Origin of the sequence: Streptomyces sp. NBC_00247, assembly GCF_036188265.1 — a bacterium.
Classification (GTDB): domain Bacteria; phylum Actinomycetota; class Actinomycetes; order Streptomycetales; family Streptomycetaceae; genus Streptomyces.
On record NZ_CP108093.1, the window covers coordinates 1,593,444 to 1,609,599 of the forward strand.

21 protein-coding genes and 1 pseudogene are annotated in these 16,156 nt (G+C 68.3%); 7 read left to right on the plus strand and 15 right to left on the minus strand.

Features of this window, described 5'->3' with window-relative positions:
- Positions 1–16: 16 nt before the first annotated feature.
- The 7 genes from OHT52_RS06305 to OHT52_RS06330 form a co-directional block, all read right to left on the minus strand.
- Positions 17–268, minus strand: a complete 252-nt coding sequence (locus tag OHT52_RS06305; RefSeq protein WP_328719149.1) for a hypothetical protein — start codon at positions 266–268, stop codon at positions 17–19.
- Positions 269–626: 358 nt separating this feature from the next.
- Positions 627–1,106, minus strand: coding sequence for a hypothetical protein (locus OHT52_RS06310; protein WP_328719150.1), 480 nt, complete (start codon positions 1,104–1,106; stop codon positions 627–629).
- A 409-nt stretch (positions 1,107–1,515) separates the two neighbouring features.
- Complete coding sequence (locus tag OHT52_RS06315; protein WP_328719151.1) at positions 1,516–1,770, minus strand: hypothetical protein; 255 nt, start codon at positions 1,768–1,770, stop codon at positions 1,516–1,518.
- 127 nt (positions 1,771–1,897) lie between these two features.
- The gene (locus OHT52_RS06320; RefSeq protein ID WP_328719152.1) at positions 1,898–2,236 is read right to left on the minus strand and encodes a hypothetical protein; all 339 of its coding nucleotides are present in this window, start codon (positions 2,234–2,236) and stop codon (positions 1,898–1,900) included.
- Positions 2,233–2,424, minus strand: coding sequence for a helix-turn-helix domain-containing protein (locus OHT52_RS31435; protein ID WP_443046509.1), 192 nt, complete (start codon positions 2,422–2,424; stop codon positions 2,233–2,235). The genes OHT52_RS06320 and OHT52_RS31435 overlap by 4 nt, the downstream gene beginning before the upstream one ends.
- A 761-nt stretch (positions 2,425–3,185) precedes the next feature.
- Entirely contained in the window at positions 3,186–5,738 is a 2,553-nt protein-coding gene (locus tag OHT52_RS06325; RefSeq protein WP_328719153.1) for a bifunctional DNA primase/polymerase, read from the minus strand.
- 157 nt (positions 5,739–5,895) lie between these two features.
- On the minus strand, positions 5,896–6,108 hold the full coding sequence (locus tag OHT52_RS06330; RefSeq protein WP_328719154.1) for a helix-turn-helix domain-containing protein: 213 nt from the start codon (positions 6,106–6,108) through the stop codon (positions 5,896–5,898).
- A 438-nt stretch (positions 6,109–6,546) separates the two neighbouring features.
- Here OHT52_RS06330 and OHT52_RS06335 point away from each other — a divergent pair, with 438 nt between their 5' ends.
- From OHT52_RS06335 to OHT52_RS06345, 3 genes are all read left to right on the plus strand, one after another.
- A complete protein-coding gene (locus tag OHT52_RS06335) occupies positions 6,547–6,858 on the plus strand; it encodes a hypothetical protein (protein ID WP_328719155.1) in 312 nt (103 codons plus the stop codon).
- 390 nt (positions 6,859–7,248) lie between these two features.
- Positions 7,249–7,446, plus strand: coding sequence for a hypothetical protein (locus OHT52_RS06340; protein ID WP_328719156.1), 198 nt, complete (start codon positions 7,249–7,251; stop codon positions 7,444–7,446).
- A 458-nt stretch (positions 7,447–7,904) separates the two neighbouring features.
- Entirely contained in the window at positions 7,905–8,102 is a 198-nt protein-coding gene (locus OHT52_RS06345; RefSeq protein WP_328719157.1) for a hypothetical protein, read from the plus strand.
- Between the two features lie 36 nt (positions 8,103–8,138).
- Here the strand turns inward: OHT52_RS06345 and OHT52_RS06350 are convergent, their stop codons facing one another.
- Complete coding sequence (locus OHT52_RS06350) at positions 8,139–8,375, minus strand: GntR family transcriptional regulator (RefSeq protein ID WP_328719158.1); 237 nt, start codon at positions 8,373–8,375, stop codon at positions 8,139–8,141.
- Positions 8,376–8,485: 110 nt separating this feature from the next.
- Here OHT52_RS06350 and OHT52_RS06355 point away from each other — a divergent pair, with 110 nt between their 5' ends.
- The 4 genes from OHT52_RS06355 (at position 8,486) to OHT52_RS06370 (ending at position 10,396) form a co-directional block, all read left to right on the plus strand.
- On the plus strand, positions 8,486–8,719 hold the full coding sequence (locus tag OHT52_RS06355) for a hypothetical protein (RefSeq protein WP_328719159.1): 234 nt from the start codon (positions 8,486–8,488) through the stop codon (positions 8,717–8,719).
- Positions 8,716–9,018: a hypothetical protein gene (locus tag OHT52_RS06360; RefSeq protein ID WP_328719160.1), complete on the plus strand. Its 303-nt coding sequence runs from the start codon at positions 8,716–8,718 to the stop codon at positions 9,016–9,018. Before OHT52_RS06355 ends, OHT52_RS06360 begins: the two co-directional genes overlap by 4 nt.
- 511 nt (positions 9,019–9,529) lie before the next feature.
- Positions 9,530–9,727 carry a hypothetical protein gene (locus OHT52_RS06365; RefSeq protein ID WP_328719161.1) on the plus strand — a complete coding sequence of 66 codons (198 nt, stop codon included), beginning with the start codon at positions 9,530–9,532 and terminating at the stop codon, positions 9,725–9,727.
- Positions 9,728–10,207: 480 nt separating this feature from the next.
- Complete coding sequence (locus OHT52_RS06370) at positions 10,208–10,396, plus strand: hypothetical protein (protein WP_328719162.1); 189 nt, start codon at positions 10,208–10,210, stop codon at positions 10,394–10,396.
- A gap of 111 nt (positions 10,397–10,507) precedes the next feature.
- Here OHT52_RS06370 and OHT52_RS06375 read toward each other — a convergent pair whose 3' ends face one another.
- The 7 genes and pseudogenes from OHT52_RS06375 to lepB form a co-directional block, all read right to left on the minus strand.
- Positions 10,508–11,119, minus strand: coding sequence for a TRADD-N-associated membrane domain-containing protein (locus OHT52_RS06375; protein WP_328719163.1), 612 nt, complete (start codon positions 11,117–11,119; stop codon positions 10,508–10,510).
- 255 nt (positions 11,120–11,374) lie between these two features.
- A pseudogene (gene dprA / locus OHT52_RS06380) lies at positions 11,375–12,226 on the minus strand (DNA-processing protein DprA); the annotation flags it as partial.
- A 98-nt stretch (positions 12,227–12,324) separates the two neighbouring features.
- On the minus strand, positions 12,325–13,947 hold the full coding sequence (locus OHT52_RS06385; RefSeq protein ID WP_328719164.1) for a YifB family Mg chelatase-like AAA ATPase: 1,623 nt from the start codon (positions 13,945–13,947) through the stop codon (positions 12,325–12,327).
- 1 nt (position 13,948) lies between these two features.
- Positions 13,949–14,311, minus strand: coding sequence for a YraN family protein (locus OHT52_RS06390; RefSeq protein ID WP_328719165.1), 363 nt, complete (start codon positions 14,309–14,311; stop codon positions 13,949–13,951).
- Positions 14,312–14,495: 184 nt separating this feature from the next.
- Positions 14,496–14,804, minus strand: coding sequence for a DUF2469 domain-containing protein (locus OHT52_RS06395; RefSeq protein ID WP_003965949.1), 309 nt, complete (start codon positions 14,802–14,804; stop codon positions 14,496–14,498).
- A 64-nt stretch (positions 14,805–14,868) separates the two neighbouring features.
- Positions 14,869–15,357 carry an NUDIX hydrolase gene (locus OHT52_RS06400; protein ID WP_328719166.1) on the minus strand — a complete coding sequence of 163 codons (489 nt, stop codon included), beginning with the start codon at positions 15,355–15,357 and terminating at the stop codon, positions 14,869–14,871.
- Positions 15,347–16,153, minus strand: coding sequence for a signal peptidase I (lepB, locus tag OHT52_RS06405; protein ID WP_328719167.1), 807 nt, complete (start codon positions 16,151–16,153; stop codon positions 15,347–15,349). Before lepB ends, OHT52_RS06400 begins: the two co-directional genes overlap by 11 nt.
- Positions 16,154–16,156: the final 3 nt, after the last annotated feature.

Sequence of the window (16,156 nt, forward strand, 5' to 3'; positions counted from 1 at the left end):
CAGTCGTTACGGCTCGTTACCGCTGGAAGCCGGAGTGGTTGACCGTGTCGGCCGGGGCCTGGGGGATCGGCAGGCCGTTGCTGGCGAACACGGCCACCTGCCCGCCCCCCTTGATCTGCCGGGACTTGACACTCCAGTGGGCCACCTCCCCCACGGTCCAGCGGGCGACCCTGTAAGCGAAGTAGAGGCCGCCGCCGACCACCAGCGCGCCGGGTACGGGCCCGAGTTCGTGAACGGCGTACGCCCCGCCCGCTGCCGCAGAATTCACGCCGAACACTGCCCACGGAATCCAGCGGCGGGGACGCCGGACGACCGTGCCAGCGCCCACGGCGGAACCCCGGGAACGGCCGTTCTTGGTGAATCCCGCGCGACGCTTTGCGGTGGTGTCGTGGGTGTAGTTCGCGCCGAAGCTGACGCGCTTTCCGGTACGGGTACGGAATTCGGGCCTGAACGTTTTGTGCGTGGTCACGAGCGGTCCCTCCCGGGCCTTTCAGCGTGCGTCGTTAACCTTCGGCCGGCCGAGGGCGCCCGTGGTATCTCCGAGAGCCTGAGAGCCGCCAGCGGGCCCAGAGGCCGGGGCGGATCTCTCGTGCGGCGGGAGATACCACGGACGCCCGGGACGGGCCCTACCGGACGGCCAGCTCCACGGGCGTCTGGCGGTGCAGGGGGCCGGAGTACTTCCCGACCCCAGAGGCCAGCTGGTTGAGTCCGTTGTCCGGCGTGCCGACCTCGCTCGCGGCCACGGCCACCGCTCGGGCCAGCAGCTCCCGCGCGGGGGTCGGCGCGGCATCGACGAGGCCAACCGTCTGAATGCCCGGCGCGTGCTGACGGATCACCTCGTTGCGCGCGCAGGCTCCACGGGCAAGCTCAACCAGGGCGGCCACCGCCGCATCGAACTTGCGGCCCAGGTCGGGGAGCGTCACGCCCTCGGCCCTGATGGCCTCCTCGGCTGCGGCCTTGACGGCTTGGCGGTGGGCCTCCTTCGCGGCGGCCTCCTTCGCAAGCTCGTCGGCTGCGGCCAGCTCTGCGGCCTTGGCGTTCAGCCAGTCGGTGTCTCCGTCCTCGATCGCCTGGCGGGCAAGCTGCATCAGGTCTTCTTCGGTCACGGCGGTTACTCCTTGATGAGATATCGGATCTCGCCGCAGGTCTGTGCGAGATCGGCAAGTGCGGTCCGGACCTGAGGTCCGTGAGTCCGGACCCGGAAGCCCGGAGATCTGGACCCCGGGGGCGGGGTCTGGGCTTAGGGTCTGGACCTGGGGATGGGATCTGGCCCTTGAGTCCGGACCTGGTGGCGGGTCCGCGAGATCTGGCAGACCGGGTCCGGTGGACCTGCCAGCGTGGGTCCGGCGGACCCGGCGGATCTCCAGACGGAGGTCCACCCGGAACGGGCGGGCTCACGCCCGTATCAGGTGTCGTTCTGGCGGTGCTCCGGGGCGGCTCTCCCTGGACCTCCCGGCGGCTGGCCGGGCCCGTGGGGCCCTGGCGGGACGAGAGGCGCTCCGTCCGCCGCCGGGGCTACGCGCTGGGGGCCGGGGGCCGCTCGGTACGGCCGCTGGCGCAGATCCGGACCGGCTCGCCCGCCACGGGGTCGATCTGCGGCGGCAACGCCTTCCGGACCTCGGATCTGATCCCGGCCGTCCGCCGGATCTCCCGGAGGGCGTGCGTTCCCACCGACGAACTGCCGTACAGGTCTGCCCGGATCTCGTCCACGCCAGGTCCGTCCGGCGTCGTCGGTCCCTGCGCCACCTGGCTGAAATCGCGGTTCGGCATTCTGTTTTCCTCCTGCTATTCGATGATCGGGTTGTCGAATGGAACGCGGTGCGGAGCGAGAGCCGGGCGTGCGTAAGGTCCTCGTTCAGACCTTGAACCGCTCCCACCTGCATGAGTGTCAAACCGGTCAGCCGGGCCCCTCGGTCAGCTCCTCGCCGACCGGGCCCCGCATGATCAGCGCCTGACCGGTGGCAATGCCGTTCATCTGCTTTTGCGTGGTGGCCCGCCCCGCGAGTCGGAGCAGCTCCCGCAACGCAGTGATCCGCAGGGTGTTAATCGGCGTCGCCCTGATCACGTCGGTGGTGCGGTGGCTCGGTTCGACCATCAGGCCGTCCCGGTTCTTGACCAGCGGTCGGACGCCCTCGTCGTCCACTTCGAAGAACCGCACCCGCTGCACCTTGATTCCGAATTCCGGGTCGCTCTCGATGGCCACCCACCCCGCGTCCGCTTTCACGAGCCCACTCATTCCGTCACCTCCTCCAATTCGCATCCGAGCACTTGAAGGAGTCGGACCATGTTCACGCCGTTCGGCGCGGATCGGCCGCCTTCCCATCTCGAAAGATAGAAGGCGCTAACCCCCATCCGAGCGGCCAGCTTGCGTTGCGAGATGTTGCGATTTTCCCTTACAGCCCGCAACTTTTGACCCGAGAACATCCGGGCCTCCTCTCTCCCTGCCGTACCCCAATTCCAGCAGGCAGGTATTTCCCTCTGGAATACCCATTGGGCCTTGCCTCTCGCGCAAATAGACACAGGTATCCCATGGGGTATTTTCTGGGCATGGCGCGGGTTGACGCCGGGACTAGGACGTCCCAGCGGGTGCACCAAAGAGCCCCAGACCGTAGTAACCGGTCTGGGGCTCTGGCGTGTTCAGGGTTAACCCGCCGCCGGCCTTACTTCCCGTGATTGCTTGAAACGCGTCGTTACTAGGCTCGGCCTCCGGGGCCACTCGCCGCCGCGCCCTGGTGTCGTCCCGGCCCCCGGCCGTACCTCCCGTGGCCTCTGGGCCCGCCCCGGGGCCTCGTGCCGCCCGGCCGCTCTCGTGGTCTCCGGAGTACTGTCCTGGGCCTCAGCTCTCATGACCCGCCATCGGCATTCCGTTTTGCTGTTCTGACAACTTGTCCGGGACGGCGTAGCGGTGTAGCGGTCCTCCGGCGCGCACACCCCCCTCTCCCAGGAAAAACCACGAGGAGTTATCGCTACACCCACACCCCCAAAAAACTGTTCTCTAGGACCGCTACACCGCTACAAACCCCTCTCACCGGCCAGAGAGCCGTAGCGGTACCTCCCGCTACAGCACCGCTACGAGACCGCTACAAGCAATTTGCATCTCGGGCTAATTAACGCGCCGTCACTGTTTTGGCTGTGTAGCGGTGCTGTAGCGGTGGCTGTAGCGGTGCTGGCCGCTACAGCCGAGGCTATTCCGTGTCACCCGTCGCAATCCGGTGGATTTCCTCGGTGTACCGCTCGGGGATCTCGCGGTATTTGAGAACAGCGCCCTTCCCATAAAGCCCCGTGCGCTTGCTCTCGCCCGGTCCTGCACCAATCGCCCGAAGCTCGTTGCTGATACCGGTCTGGCTCATCAGCGCCTTCATCCGGTCGCCCTTGCCATCCGGGAGGGTGGCGAATGCGTCGGCCAGCTTTGCCGCGTTGACCCAGAACGACCCGTCCTCGCCGTCCCGGTAGACCGCTACCGGAATGCATTTGCCGTCGACTCCGGCGCTCACCGGAAACCCGAGGCTCCGCCACACAGTGGGGATGGCCTCCAGGGTCACAGTGGACGCGTTGCCCCGGCTGCCCTGCTTGCCGATCCACTGATCCACCCGGGCGGGGTGGCGTTCGTCATCCAGCACCCGGGCCAGCACCCGAGCGCCGTTGCGGAGGAGTGCGTACTTCTGCTCCTCACGCGATCCGCCCCGGATCGGCTCCACCGCGTCAATGTGCGTGAGGACCTCGGCCGTCAGTGATCCGGCAACGCGGGTGAAGTCCTCGCCCCACCTCACGCCCCACAGCTCGTTGATGTCCTCGATCTGCTGGCGGCTCGGGTCCTTGAGGCTCATCCGGTCGGTCACCTTGGGCAGCCCGATCCGGATGAACCGGTCTCGGTTGGCCTGCTGGGTGTTCCAGGTGTCCGGCATGCCTTCCGACGTGATGACCGTGGCCGCGACGTAATCGCGTCCGCCGTCCTCGCTGCCTTCTCCGGCGCGCTTTTTCTGCTTGCCACCACCCGTGGATGCCTGCCGGATGATGGTCTGGAACTCCTCGGAAATCTCCTTGTCGTCCAGCCACACCACGCCGTTGAGGTTGGCCGCCAGCGCGTCTTCGAGAGCTGCCCGGGTCCAGTTGCCGCCCTTGCGGGTGTAGCCGATGAGCTGGAGCACCATCCGCATCAACGTGCTCTTACCTGAGCCGCTATGTGCGTCGATTTGGAGACCCGGCTTCACGTGCTCGGTGTACTGACCCCGCAGAATCACCATCATCAGCCACGCCCCGATGAGCGAGGTTGCCTCTTCGTCGTGCCAGGTCAATACCTCGCGCAGGATCTCGACGGCCTCAGCCGGGGTCGCCTCGAATCCGTACCGCACCTTGGCGTCACGCACCGCGTCACGATGCGGCCGGACGCCGTTGAACCGGGCTTCCTCGGCCGCTCCAGCGAGAATCACGCCTGTGTTGGTGACGTACTGCTTGTGCTGCTTGCTCCATCCAAGGTGGTCCACGATCAGCGACTCGGGTGCGGCCTGGCTCATGAGGTACTTGGCCAGCCGGACCCGCTGCGGGTAGCTCATGTACTTGTCGAAGGGCGCGGCCAGGACGAGCGCGCCGCGAGCGGCGAGCCATCCGGTAAGCCGGGCCTCCTGCGAGATGATGGTGGGATCAAACTCGATGTCCCGGATCGTCCGGCCGTCGACAGTCATATCGAGGTCGTAGGTCCGAGTCCCGTCGGCGCGGGTGGCGATGCCCGTCACCTTGATATCGAAGTTCGACCACTCGGCCGGAACGAGCTTCTTCTCGTCGCCCTGGCCGACCTCCACCAGAGTGAACAGGCGCTCGCCGTCGCCGACGAGCCAGCCGTTCGCCTGCTCGTGCCGGTCGCCCTGCTGCTGCTCGGCCGCCCAGATCGATTCGGCAGTCCTGTTGAAGTCGCCCTCCTCGATCGGGTCGGTGCTGGCCCAGTTGAGGTTTCGCAAGATGGCGATGTACCGCTCGTAGTTCCGGCGCTCGGTCCGCGCGAAGTAACCGCCCACCCGAGAGAGCCAGTTGTTACCGCGTCCGGGGTCGTCGGGTGCTTTCAACAGGTCGTCGGTCACGACCGATCCGCTGCTCCGGCCATCGCCCGTCCTGACGCGCTTCGGCTGGTTTTCCTTGCGCAGGCACTCGGGCGCGTCCTGGAGTTCACCGGCCAGCCAGGCGTACCGGACGCCCGTCTTGTGGATGCTCGGCGGCATGACCACGCCCCCGCCGTCCGCCCGGAAGTCGTACGCCCCGGTCCCGTTCCGGCTGCTGTCGCCGTCGCTGCCGTCGCAGGAGTGGCCAGACCATGCCCGGTCGTCGTCCTCACGAATGCGGAAGTGAAGGTGGTGCCCGGTGAAGTTGCCCTTGGCGCGGCCGGACGTGACCTTGAGCGCTCGGTTGTAGACGGCCTCGCCAAGCTTCTCGCGCCAATACCGCTCGGCCTCGGGGCTGTCGATGTCCAGGACGACCCGCTTGCTCACCTGGCCGGTCGCCAGCCAGAGGCCGTACGTACCGGTTTCGTAGGTGTCGGCGAGGTCAGGGAAGGTGGCCCGTCCGGCCTGCACCCAGTCCTGTTGCCACTTGATGCCGAAGTCGGTGCCGGGGTTCTTCCCGCCCTTCTTGAGGGGGAAGATCGTCAGGCCCTGGTCGGCGTATTTGGCCCAGTGCTGGCGGATGCTGTCGGCGGCCTCGTCGGACACCACTTGCTGAGCGGGGAAACTGGATGCTGTAATCATCATGACGACAGTTCCTTTCGTGGCCCCGCCGGTTGGCAGACCGAGCGGGGCCGAACTGTGTTTGGGGTGGGTTACTTCGACTCGGTCGGCCGGGGGCCGAACAGGAGTCGTATGAGCCGACGACGCTCGGCGTCCGTCATGGGGCGTGCCTCGTCGGCTATCACGCGGCAGCCTTGACGAGGTCATCCAGGCGGACGTCGAGGGCAGCGGCGATGGTGGCCAGCGTGCCGACCGAGGGCGCGCACCGACCGGTCTCGTACTGGCTGACCGTGGTGAAGTCACGGCCGATCTCGGCCGCCAACTTCCGCTGAGTCACCCCGCGATCACGCCGAATCCGGCGCAACGCGTCTGGGCTGAATGTGCGTGCAGGCATGACGGTCCTGTCATAGGTGTGAAGTGGGAGAGCCGCCCAAAGCGGGAACCTCGGCACGCGCCGCCGAAGCGGGGGCCTGACCGGGGGCTGAGCCGCCCGGCTGATCCCAGAAAAACACGGGGGTCGAGCCGCGCACAATTTGCTTACTGCGCAAGCACGCAGGGAGTTCCCGACCCTTCCGCGGCTGTCACGAGAGGTGACGATTTTCAACACGGGTGGTGACGGCCGGCCGCGACTGCGGGGTTCAACACGACAGGGGGCGGCGCTGCGGCCCAGCGCGCTGCGGCGGCATACCCAGCGGCGGGCTTCCGTGGGGTCTCCGGCGGCCTCTGGTACTCACCCGGGGCGTGCGGCCGTACCCGCCAGCACGAAGTCCGGGGAGGGCCCCCGTGGACTTCACGAGCTTTAATGTGCCAACGCTATCCAGAGGGGGACTCTATGCGGCAGACGACGATGCAACGGTGGGCGGCCCGGCACCCCAAGCGAGCCTTGGCCCTGTGGTCCTCGATGTTCGTGAACCTGTTCGTCGGAGGCATCTTGTTCACGATTGCCGGTGACGCCCTCAGCTGTCCCCTGGACGGTGGAACAGCCATGCACTGTGACGACCCTTCCAAGGCGGGCGACCCGGTTCTGTCCGTGCTTGCACGGATTGGGCTCATCATGATCCTCCTCGGCGTTACCTCGGTCATCGGCGCTATCGCCTGGTACGTCGTCCTGTTGAAGCGCGAAGTTGACACAGGAAGGCGCTGAGCGTTGACGGTGCTGTGACCACCCGGTCACTCAACGCCCTCTGTTTCAGGTAACGTTGTTCGTGCTGCGAGCGGGGTGTCCGACGCCCCCGTAGGTTGAGTAGCTGGCCGTCTTCAGTTGATGGATCCAGTTCGGACCGCATCGCAGACATGGATGGGCCACAGAGGGTCCAGCGATCTCGAGCAAGCTTCCTCGTGACGTACAACCAAAGCTAGGCGTTCAGCAGGGCGCACAGTCAGAGGGTGAAGTAATCCAAGTCAGCCTTGGAAAGGCACCGAGAGCCTGAACGTCGGCACGGCCTCAGCAGGACCACACGTCTTTACACGTGGTGGTCGGCTGAGGGCTGCGTGCCACGGACTCCGATCACCACCCGAAACGGGAAGGTCGGAAGTGAAAATCACTCTCGGTGTCAAGGTGCTGATCATTGCCATGTGCGCCTTGGTCTCGATCATCGTGGCCATGGTGGCCGCGTGGATCAATCGCGCCTCAGGCGCGACGCTCGGTGACGCGGTGCTCTCCGGCGGCGGGGCGTTCGCTGGATGCATGATTCTCTGCTTGGCCGTGCTGTCCACGATTAGCGTGCTCTGAGAACGCATCGGAGCCCCGGAGGCCACGGCCGGCCGTCCGGGGCTCCGGCCAGCGGACACTGCGCGCCCTGTCCCGGCCTCCCGTGGGGGCTCCGGTGGCCTCTGGTGCTCACCCGGGGCTCGCGGAACCGTACCCGCCAGCACGAGGCGCGGGGCGCGCCCGCGCGGGCTCTCACTCGGGCGCCACGTCAAGACGCCGCGCCTTTGGTAAAGTTGAGCCTTAAGAACTCCGCAGGGCGGCCACCGGCACCGACGGCTAGGGGCATAGCAGGGGTAGAGCCCCAGCTTTAGCGCAGCCTGCGACAGGCTTGACGGGAGAAGTGGGGCACCTAAACGGGGTGCCAGCGGGAGATGAGCCCCAGCGTCGGTGGGCCTCAGCAAGATCAACACGTGTTCAGCGTGGTGGTCGGCTGAGGCTTGACGTGCCACGGTCCGATCACCGGAAAGGTTTTCGGACCCTTGAATCTCTCCCTGAGCGTCAAGCTGCTCGTCTTCGCGGTCTGCTTTCTGTTCTCAGTCATCGTCGGCATGGTGGCGGCTCTAATCAGCCACCGGCCGAACACCCCAAAGGGACCCGCAATCCTGTACGGCGGGGGCGTCTTCGGGGGCGCGCTGACGCTGTGCCTAGTGGCACTCACTTCGATCAGCGTGCTCTGAGGGCTCGGAGGTCCCGGGGCCTCCCCCGGGACCTCGTCACCTTGCGTCGGCGACGAAGGTACCCAAGCCCAACTCGGTGCGCACGACGCCGGCCGTCCGCAGATGCGCCAACGCCTTCTGGGCAGTCGACGTGGCAATGCCGAACTCGGCACTCAGGTCCACGATGCCCGGCACGCGGCTGCCCGGCGGGTAGGTGCCATCGGCCACGCGCGCCTCAATGGTCGCGGCCACCTGGCGCCAGATCGGTCGGCTTCGGTCAAGATCCCCAGTCACCCTTTGACCGTAAGAGCACGCCGTTACCCGCGCTACCGCAGTAATATGCGATCACGCGACATCGCGATATCGCGATACCTGCTGGTCAGACCGACGAGGGGACGGACGCCATGAACGAGAAGCCACCGACGACGTTGAGCCACGGGGCCCTGCCGTATCCGGTGGGGACCCTGGTCGAGGACACGATCTCGGAGCGCACGGGCCACCTGGTCGGCGTCGTCGAGGAACGACTCAAGGAAGGCGGGCGGGTGGTCAGCCGTCAGGCGTTCATGCGCCCCCAGGGCGGGGGTATTGAGTGGGATGTGCCGCTCGACCGTATTCGACCTGTGGGGGCAACCGCATGACGACATCTGAGACCGCCAAGCCCTGCGAGTGCTCCGGCTACTCGCTCCTGGTCCTCGTTCACGAGAACACCGAGGGCGACAAGGTATGGCAGCAGACGACAACCGACTGCACGGCCACGACCAAACGCACCTTCGCTCCCGGGCACGACGCCAAGCTCAAATCGCTGCTGATTCAAGCGAGGGCGGGTGGCCACCAGGTCCGCCGAACGACAGGCACCACGGTGGTTGACAGGGACGCGGCGCGAGTGGCCGCCGACCTCGGCTGGGAAGACCTCACCGGGGCCGCCCCCTCCACGTAGGCCGTTCCGGCCGAGTCCGCAGCCCCGCATCGGTTTCTCCGGTGCGGGGCTTCCGCGTTTCAGCAGGCCAGAGAGCAACCCCGCTGCGCAGGGCGACAGTTAAGGCACGGGGCGCTATCCTCGTGAGAGATACCTAGGCGGCGGAAGCTGCGAACTCTTCTGCCTGGGTAGCGGACAAGATCATGTGGTTGCCTCTGCGATCCGCATCCGATATGCGGGGCGTTCCAGAGGACAGCGACCCGACGGGCCTGATAGCTGCCAACTGCACGGCACTGAAGGCCATCCGACGCCGGGTCATCATCACCATGGCTACTGATACTTGTTCAGGGGATTTTCGAGTACTGATTCACCGGTTGGGCGAGAGCCTGACCGTCTGAGATACCCGGCGATGCGTCGGAAGCAGGGCTTCTCAGTTCAGCCACCTTGCTGTGGCCGAGCTGACGAATGCCCTGAGCATGAGCCCTGCCTCGGTCACCCGTAACTGAAAGGTTCGAGACCGTTGGACACGGCCGTGACTGTCGCCATCGCCTCTGTGGCCGCGATTCTCATCGCGTTGAAGGTCGCCCTGGATCAGGTGTCTGGCTTGCTGGATTCCGCCTCTCAGACCCGCGCCGCGTGGCGCCGTTTCCGGGGTAAGGAGGGCGAACCCGTCGTGCAGGACGAACCGCCTGCGCCCGACAACGAGGAGGAGCCGCCCCTCGCGGCGTAGGCCGCAAGGAAGCTGAGCCCCGTCCAGTCAACTCGACTGAGACGGGGCTCGCTTTATGGAGGATCGAGCTGCGTTCTCACCCAAGCTTGACTTACTATCAGTTCTGCGTGTGGGAGGTTGCAAGCTCTCGCATGCAGTCGAAGCCCTTTGCTTCGCTTCTTGTGATCTGCATCCAGATGGTGCAGGGCGTTCCAGGAGGCGCGAGACCGGGATGAGGCAGGCGGGTCGGATACCCGCTGGTCACATCCAATCGATGTCGGCTCGCAAGGTCGCTTGAGGAGCTTCGACTCGCTACAGCTCTATGAAGAACCACCGTATTGCCGAGCGCACCCGCCTCGGCCACTGAGACACCCAGCGTTGCGTCGAGCGTGGGGCTTCTCGGTTCGAGCCACTTCACCGTGGCCGAGCTGACGAATGCCCTGCGCAAGAGACCCGGCTCGGTCACCTGCCTGAAAGGTACTGAGACTGTTGGACGCGGCCGTGACGCTCGGCATCCTCGCCATCTTCGGTGTGCTGTCGATCCTGCTCTTCGCCATCCGAGGGTTCCTCGACCAGTTGCCGGACGTTTTCGCTTCGGCACGTCGTGCTCGGATTGCCTGGCGTGACCTGAAGCAGGAGCAAACCGAGGAAGAACAGCCGGAGGGAGTGCACTCCCAGCCCACCGCATAGGCCGTCCCGGCCTCCGGTGGCACCACGGAGCGCACGAGACCCCGCCCCGGCCTCCCGGGCCCGCTGAACACCGCGAGGCCCGGGAGAATGCCCTCCCGGGCCTCGCGGTGTTCAGCGGGCTGCGCCGCCGGGCTCGATCTCGCCCGGCGGGCGGCTGTCCCGCTCGGGCAAGAGACGGTCGACCATCACCTCGGGAGTCGACTGCATGTCGAGCGCCTTCATGGCAGCGGCCGAGTTGAGCCGATCACGCACGGCCGGATCGTCGACGCGATCGATGAAGGTGGTGGCTGTCTCCATCTTGTGGTCCAGGTCGATCTTGACGTCCATCCGGTCGGCCTGCTCTGTGACGTGAGCCCTGGCCCGCCGAGCGTGAACCGCCAGCGCGCCGCCGCCGCCCGTGATCAGTGCGCCCGTCAGGAACGTCACGATCGGAAGGTAACTGAGGTCCGGGTTTCCGGCGTGCACCAGGCCAAGGACGGCCGCAGTCAGAATGATGGCCGCGCCACCAGCCATGAACCACACGCTCAGCCGGAACGTCCACTCGGCCTGCTTGAGCGAGTGCTTCAAGAAGTCGAAGAAGAATTCCTGCCGCTGTTCAGCCAGGGTGGGGTGGCCATCGCTGGGGGTGTGGACCGTTGTGTTGGTGCCCAGCTGTACGTTGACGATCTGACCGTTCGAGACCTCTTGGCGCACCTCGGTGGTGTTGGCACTGTCCCGCATCATGTTCCGAAGCGTCTCCAGCGCGTTTTGCGTCGCAGCTTGCAGCCGATCCTGAGTAACTTGCCCCGTTTCGTCGGAGCCTGTGACCCCGAAGAGGGAACTTGTGGGTCTGTCTTCTCTATCTGTCGCCAACCTGAGGCCCCCGATTCACATCAACTGGCGCTACGCCGATCTGAATCAGCGTAGCGCCAGGGCGAGGGCGAAGACTGGGGCTCAGGCGGCGATGGCCACCCGGAACCGGATCGGAGCCAGAGCGGCACCCCCGGAAATGGGTGTGGGGACCCCCATGGTGGAGCGGCCGAGCCGTTGGGCGCCCCGGGCGGTCACCAGGGAGCCGCTGCGGTATTCGGCCTCCACGACGACGGTGCCCCTGGTCAGGGCGGCGATCACGCGGTTGCGGAGGACGAACCTGCTGCGGGTCGGATGGGTGCCCGGCGGCAGCTCCCCCACCAGCAGGCCCTCCCGCGCGATCCGGCCGATCAGCTCCGCGTGGCCGCGCGGGTAGGGCACGTCCACCCCGCACGCCAGGACCGCGACCGTCGCGCCGCCGGCGGCCAGGGCCCCCCGGTGCGCGGCGCCGTCCACGCCGAAGGCGGCGCCGGAGACCACCACCCAGCCCCGCTCCGCGAGCCCGGCGCCCAGCGTCGCGGCCATGTGGGCGCCGTACGGGGTACAGGCCCGCGCACCGACCACCGCCACCGAGCGCAACGCCCAGAGCCGCAGGTCCGCGGCGCCCCGGATCCACAGCCCCACCGGGCGGGCGTCGCCGAGGTCGTCCAGCTGACCGGGCCACTCCGGGTCGCCCGGGACGACGAACCGCCCGCCGGCCCGGCTCGCGGCCTCCAGGTCCGCTTCCGGGTCGGCCACGGCGGCCCGCATCCGGTAACCGGCGAGCCGGGCCGCCGTCATACCGGGCAGCGTCTGGGGAGACCCGTCGTACGCGGTCAGGCGACGCAGCACCTCGGCGGGTCCGTGCGTCCGCAGCCACCGGCCCGCCCGCTCGTCGCCGGGCTCGACGATCCTGGTGAGCGCGACCCGCGCCAGGCGCTCGGCGTCGGGCCTCCCCGGAGCCGTACCCCCGCCCCCCGTCGCCTCCCGGCCCCCCGGCAGAGGGCTCCCCGGCGGAAGGCCCTGCTGGGGCACGGGGTCCTGGGGCACGGGGTCCTGGGGCACGGGCCCCTGCGGCACGGGCTCCCGCCGCGCCCCGGTCACGAGGCCCTCGCGTTCACGGGCACTCCGCGCGGGACGCCGGTCCGCAGTTCCAGGGCGACGGTGACGTCCGAGGCGTCCGGGCGGTCCGCGCCGCGCAGGTCCGCGACGGTCCAGGCCACCCGCAGCACCCGGTCGAGGCCTCGCGCCGTCAGGGCGCCCCGCTCCATGTCCCGTTCGGCGGCGGCCAGCGCCCCGGGAGCCGCGAGCAGCCGGGTGCGCAGCTGATGGCCCGGCACCTCGCTGTTGGTCGTCCAGGGCGTGCCGGCCAGCCGCCCGGCCGCGCGGGCACGGGCTTCGAGCACCCGGTCGGCCACGACGGCGGTCGACTCGCCCCGGCCCCCGCCGTCCACCAGGTCCGCGCGGGTGACGGGCTCCACCTCGACCCGCAGGTCCACCCGGTCCAGCAAGGGCCCGGACAGCCGGGCCTGGTAGCGGCGGATCACCGAGGGCGGGCACTCGCAGCCGGCCCCGGCCAGGCTGTGCCGGCCGCAGGGGCACGGATTCGCCGCCAGCGCCATCAGGAAGCGCGCCGGCAGTCTGACCACCCCCGCCGCCCGGGCGACCACCACGTGGCCGGACTCCAGGGGCTGGCGCAGGGCGTCCAGGGCCCTGACCGAGAACTCGGGGGCCTCGTCCAGAAAGAGGATTCCTCGATGGGCCAGGGAGACGGCCCCGGGTTTCGGCAGTCCGTTGCCCCCGCCGATGAGCGACTGCATGGTGGCCGAGTGGTGCGGGGCGCAGTACGGTGCGGCGCTCACCAGTGGCTCGCCCGGCGGGAGGATTCCCGCGACCGAGTGCACCGCGGTCACCTCCAGGGCTTCGCGCCGTGTCAGCGGTGGCAGAATGCCCGCCAGCCGCTCGGCCAGCATCGTCTTTCCGGCACCCGGGGGTCCTGAGAGCAGCAGATGGTGTCCGCCGGCCGCGGCGATCTCCAGGGCCCTGCGCGGCCTGCCCTGTCCCGCGACGTCGCTCAGGTCCTTGGCGTACGTCCCGCCCGGCCCTCCTGGCAGCGCGAGTCCCGCACCGAATCCGGAGCCGGGCACCATCAGTCCGGCGAGCAGGGTGTCGGGCCTGCTCTGCTGACCGGCCGGCTCGTCCGGCACCGGTTCGTCGCTCAGGACCGCGATCAGCTGGCGGAGGCTCCGTACGCCCAGGACCGAGACTCCCGGCACCAGTGCCGCCTCCCCCGCGGTCTGCTCGGGGACCACGACGTGGTGGTATCCGGCCTCGGCGGCGGCGAGGACCGCGGGCAGCACTCCGCGCACCGGGCGTACCTGTCCGTCCAGGCCCAGCTCCCCGATCATGACGACGTCGGCGATCCCCGCCGGATCGATCCGCTCGGCGGCGCCGAGCACCGCGCACGCGACAGCGAGATCGAAACCCGAACCCGACTTCGGTACGGAGGCCGGGGAGAGACCGACCGTGAGCTTCTTCTGCGGCCACTGGGCCCCGGAGTTGACGACGGCCGCCCTGACCCGGTCCCGGCTCTCGACCAGGCTCTTGTCCGGCAGTCCGACCAGTGTGAAGGCCGCGATTCCGGGTTCCAGGTCCGCCTGGACCTCCACCACCACGCCCTCCACGCCGACCAGGGCGACGGAACAGGCTCGCGCGAACCCCATCTCAGGCCACCCCCCGCGCGTGCTCGGCGACCGGACCGCCTCGCCGGGGCACGATCACCCCGACGAGGTCGATGCGCACGCCGCCCCGCGGCGGCCCTCCGTGCGCGTCGAGCCACAACTCGGCGAGCCGCCGGAGCCGTTCCGCCTTGGCGGGGGTGATGGCCGCCATCGGGTGCTGGTACTCCGCCGATCTGCGGGTCTTCACCTCGCAGACGACGAGTGCGTCACCGTCGCGTGCGACGATGTCGATCTCTCCGGCCCGGCAGCGCCAGTTGCGCTCCACCACGGCCATGCCCGCCTCGGTCAGCAGCCGCGCCGCCAACTCCTCGCCGTACCGCCCGAGTGCTCCCCGTGCGTTCTTCATCCGGCACCACCTCCGGCACCGACTCTGCGCGGGGCGGCCGATCCTTGTGGATCTTGGTGGACAACTTCCCGGATGTGGAAAACCCGGCCACCCTTGAGGATGACCGGGTCGCCCGCATTGACGAGTGGGGAAACGATCCGTCACACGCCCCGGCCCGACTCCCCGCCCTCTCGCCGGGTGGCGGTCAGCCGCCCGGGAGTTCGAGGTCGCTCTTGTTGAGCTCCTCGATGTTCACGTCCTTGAAGGTCAGCACACGCACCTGCTTGACGAATCTCGCCGGCCGGTACATGTCCCAGACCCAGGCGTCCGCCATGGACACTTCGAAGAACACCTCCCCCTGGACCGAGTGGACCTGCATCTCGTAGTCGTTGGTGAGGTAGAAGCGACGTTCGGTCTCGATCACGTATTTGAACAGACCGACGACGTCGCGGTACTCCCGGTAGAGCTTCAGCTCCATCTCGGTCTCGTACTTTTCGAGGTCCTCGGCGCTCATGGCATGCGTCCCCTTCAGCCGTGCGTCCCCCCATTGTGCTGCAGCCGGTGACGCCCCCGGACGTTCAGGCGATTTCGGGGGCGAGAATCTGCGGAACGCTCGGAGAACCCTCGTCGAGCAGCGTGCGCAGCAGTTCGGCGAGCTTGGTCGGATACACCGTCTCACGGGTCGCCCGCAGTTCGGCGGAAGTCCACCACCTGAGACCCGCCACGCTGCGGCGCTCCAGTTCGGTCAGACCCCCCAGGTCGGTGGCGGTCTGCTCGGTTCGCGCGAGAAAGTACCACTCGTCCTGTTCCCAGCGGCGGCCGTCGAAGGGGAAGGAACACCTGCGCTTCCAGAGGACCGGACCGAGTTCGATGTCCGTGATGCCGGTCTCCTCGGCGAGCTCGCGGCGGGCGGCCTGCTCGTGGCTCTCGTCGCCCTCCAGCCCGCCACCCGGAGTGAACCACCAGGTCTTCGCGGGGTCCTCGGGTTCGAAGCCGTGGAGCAGCAGAATCCGCTCCTGCGGGTCGAGGAGGACGACCCGGGCGACCGTCCGGATCTCAGCGGACACCGGCCACCGCCTCGGCGGACTTGGCGCGCCGGATCCACGCGGCCACCGGCCCGTAGGCGCAGCCGCCCAGGATCAGGATCACGCCCAGCACCACGGCCGAGAGCTGGAGCGGCAGCGGACCCCGGGACGAGATCCCGCCGGGAAGCGCGGCGAACCCGTCCGCCCGGTCGAGCATGCCGCGGGAGGGCCAGACCACGGCGTCCACCCGCGCCTCGACCGTGTCGCGCGGCACCGCACCCTGCCCCTCCTCCGCCATGTGGACCCGGGAGTCCAGGGAGGTCACCCGGTTGTCCCCGAGCAGGAAGAGCTCCCCCTCGGGGACCTCCGCGCTGAACTCCGACGAGGCCGCCGGGGCGGAGCCCTCGCTCTCTGCGGAAGCCCCGGAAGCCCCGGAGTCCCCGAGATCTCCGGAGCTGCCCACCGGCTTCTGCAGATACGGTTCTTCGATCGGCACGTCGTCCACGGTGAGCCGGCCCTTCGCGTCGCAGCAGACCACGATGTCGCCTCCGGTCCCGATGACCCGCTTGACCATCGGGGAGTCGCTCCACACCTTGTCCGTGAAGACCACGACGTCGCCGCGCCGCACCTCGTCGCCCGATATCCGCTGCGCCAGCACCTTGGACCCGGCCGCCACGGTCGGGGACATCGAATCGGTCGGCACGGTGTACGGCCGGTACACCAGTGCGGCCCAGGCGAACCCGCCGAGGAAAAGCACACAGCCGACGGCCACGGTCAGACCCGACAGCACACTGCCGAGCCGACCGTGGCCGTCTCCCGTACGTCCTGTTCCACTCATCCC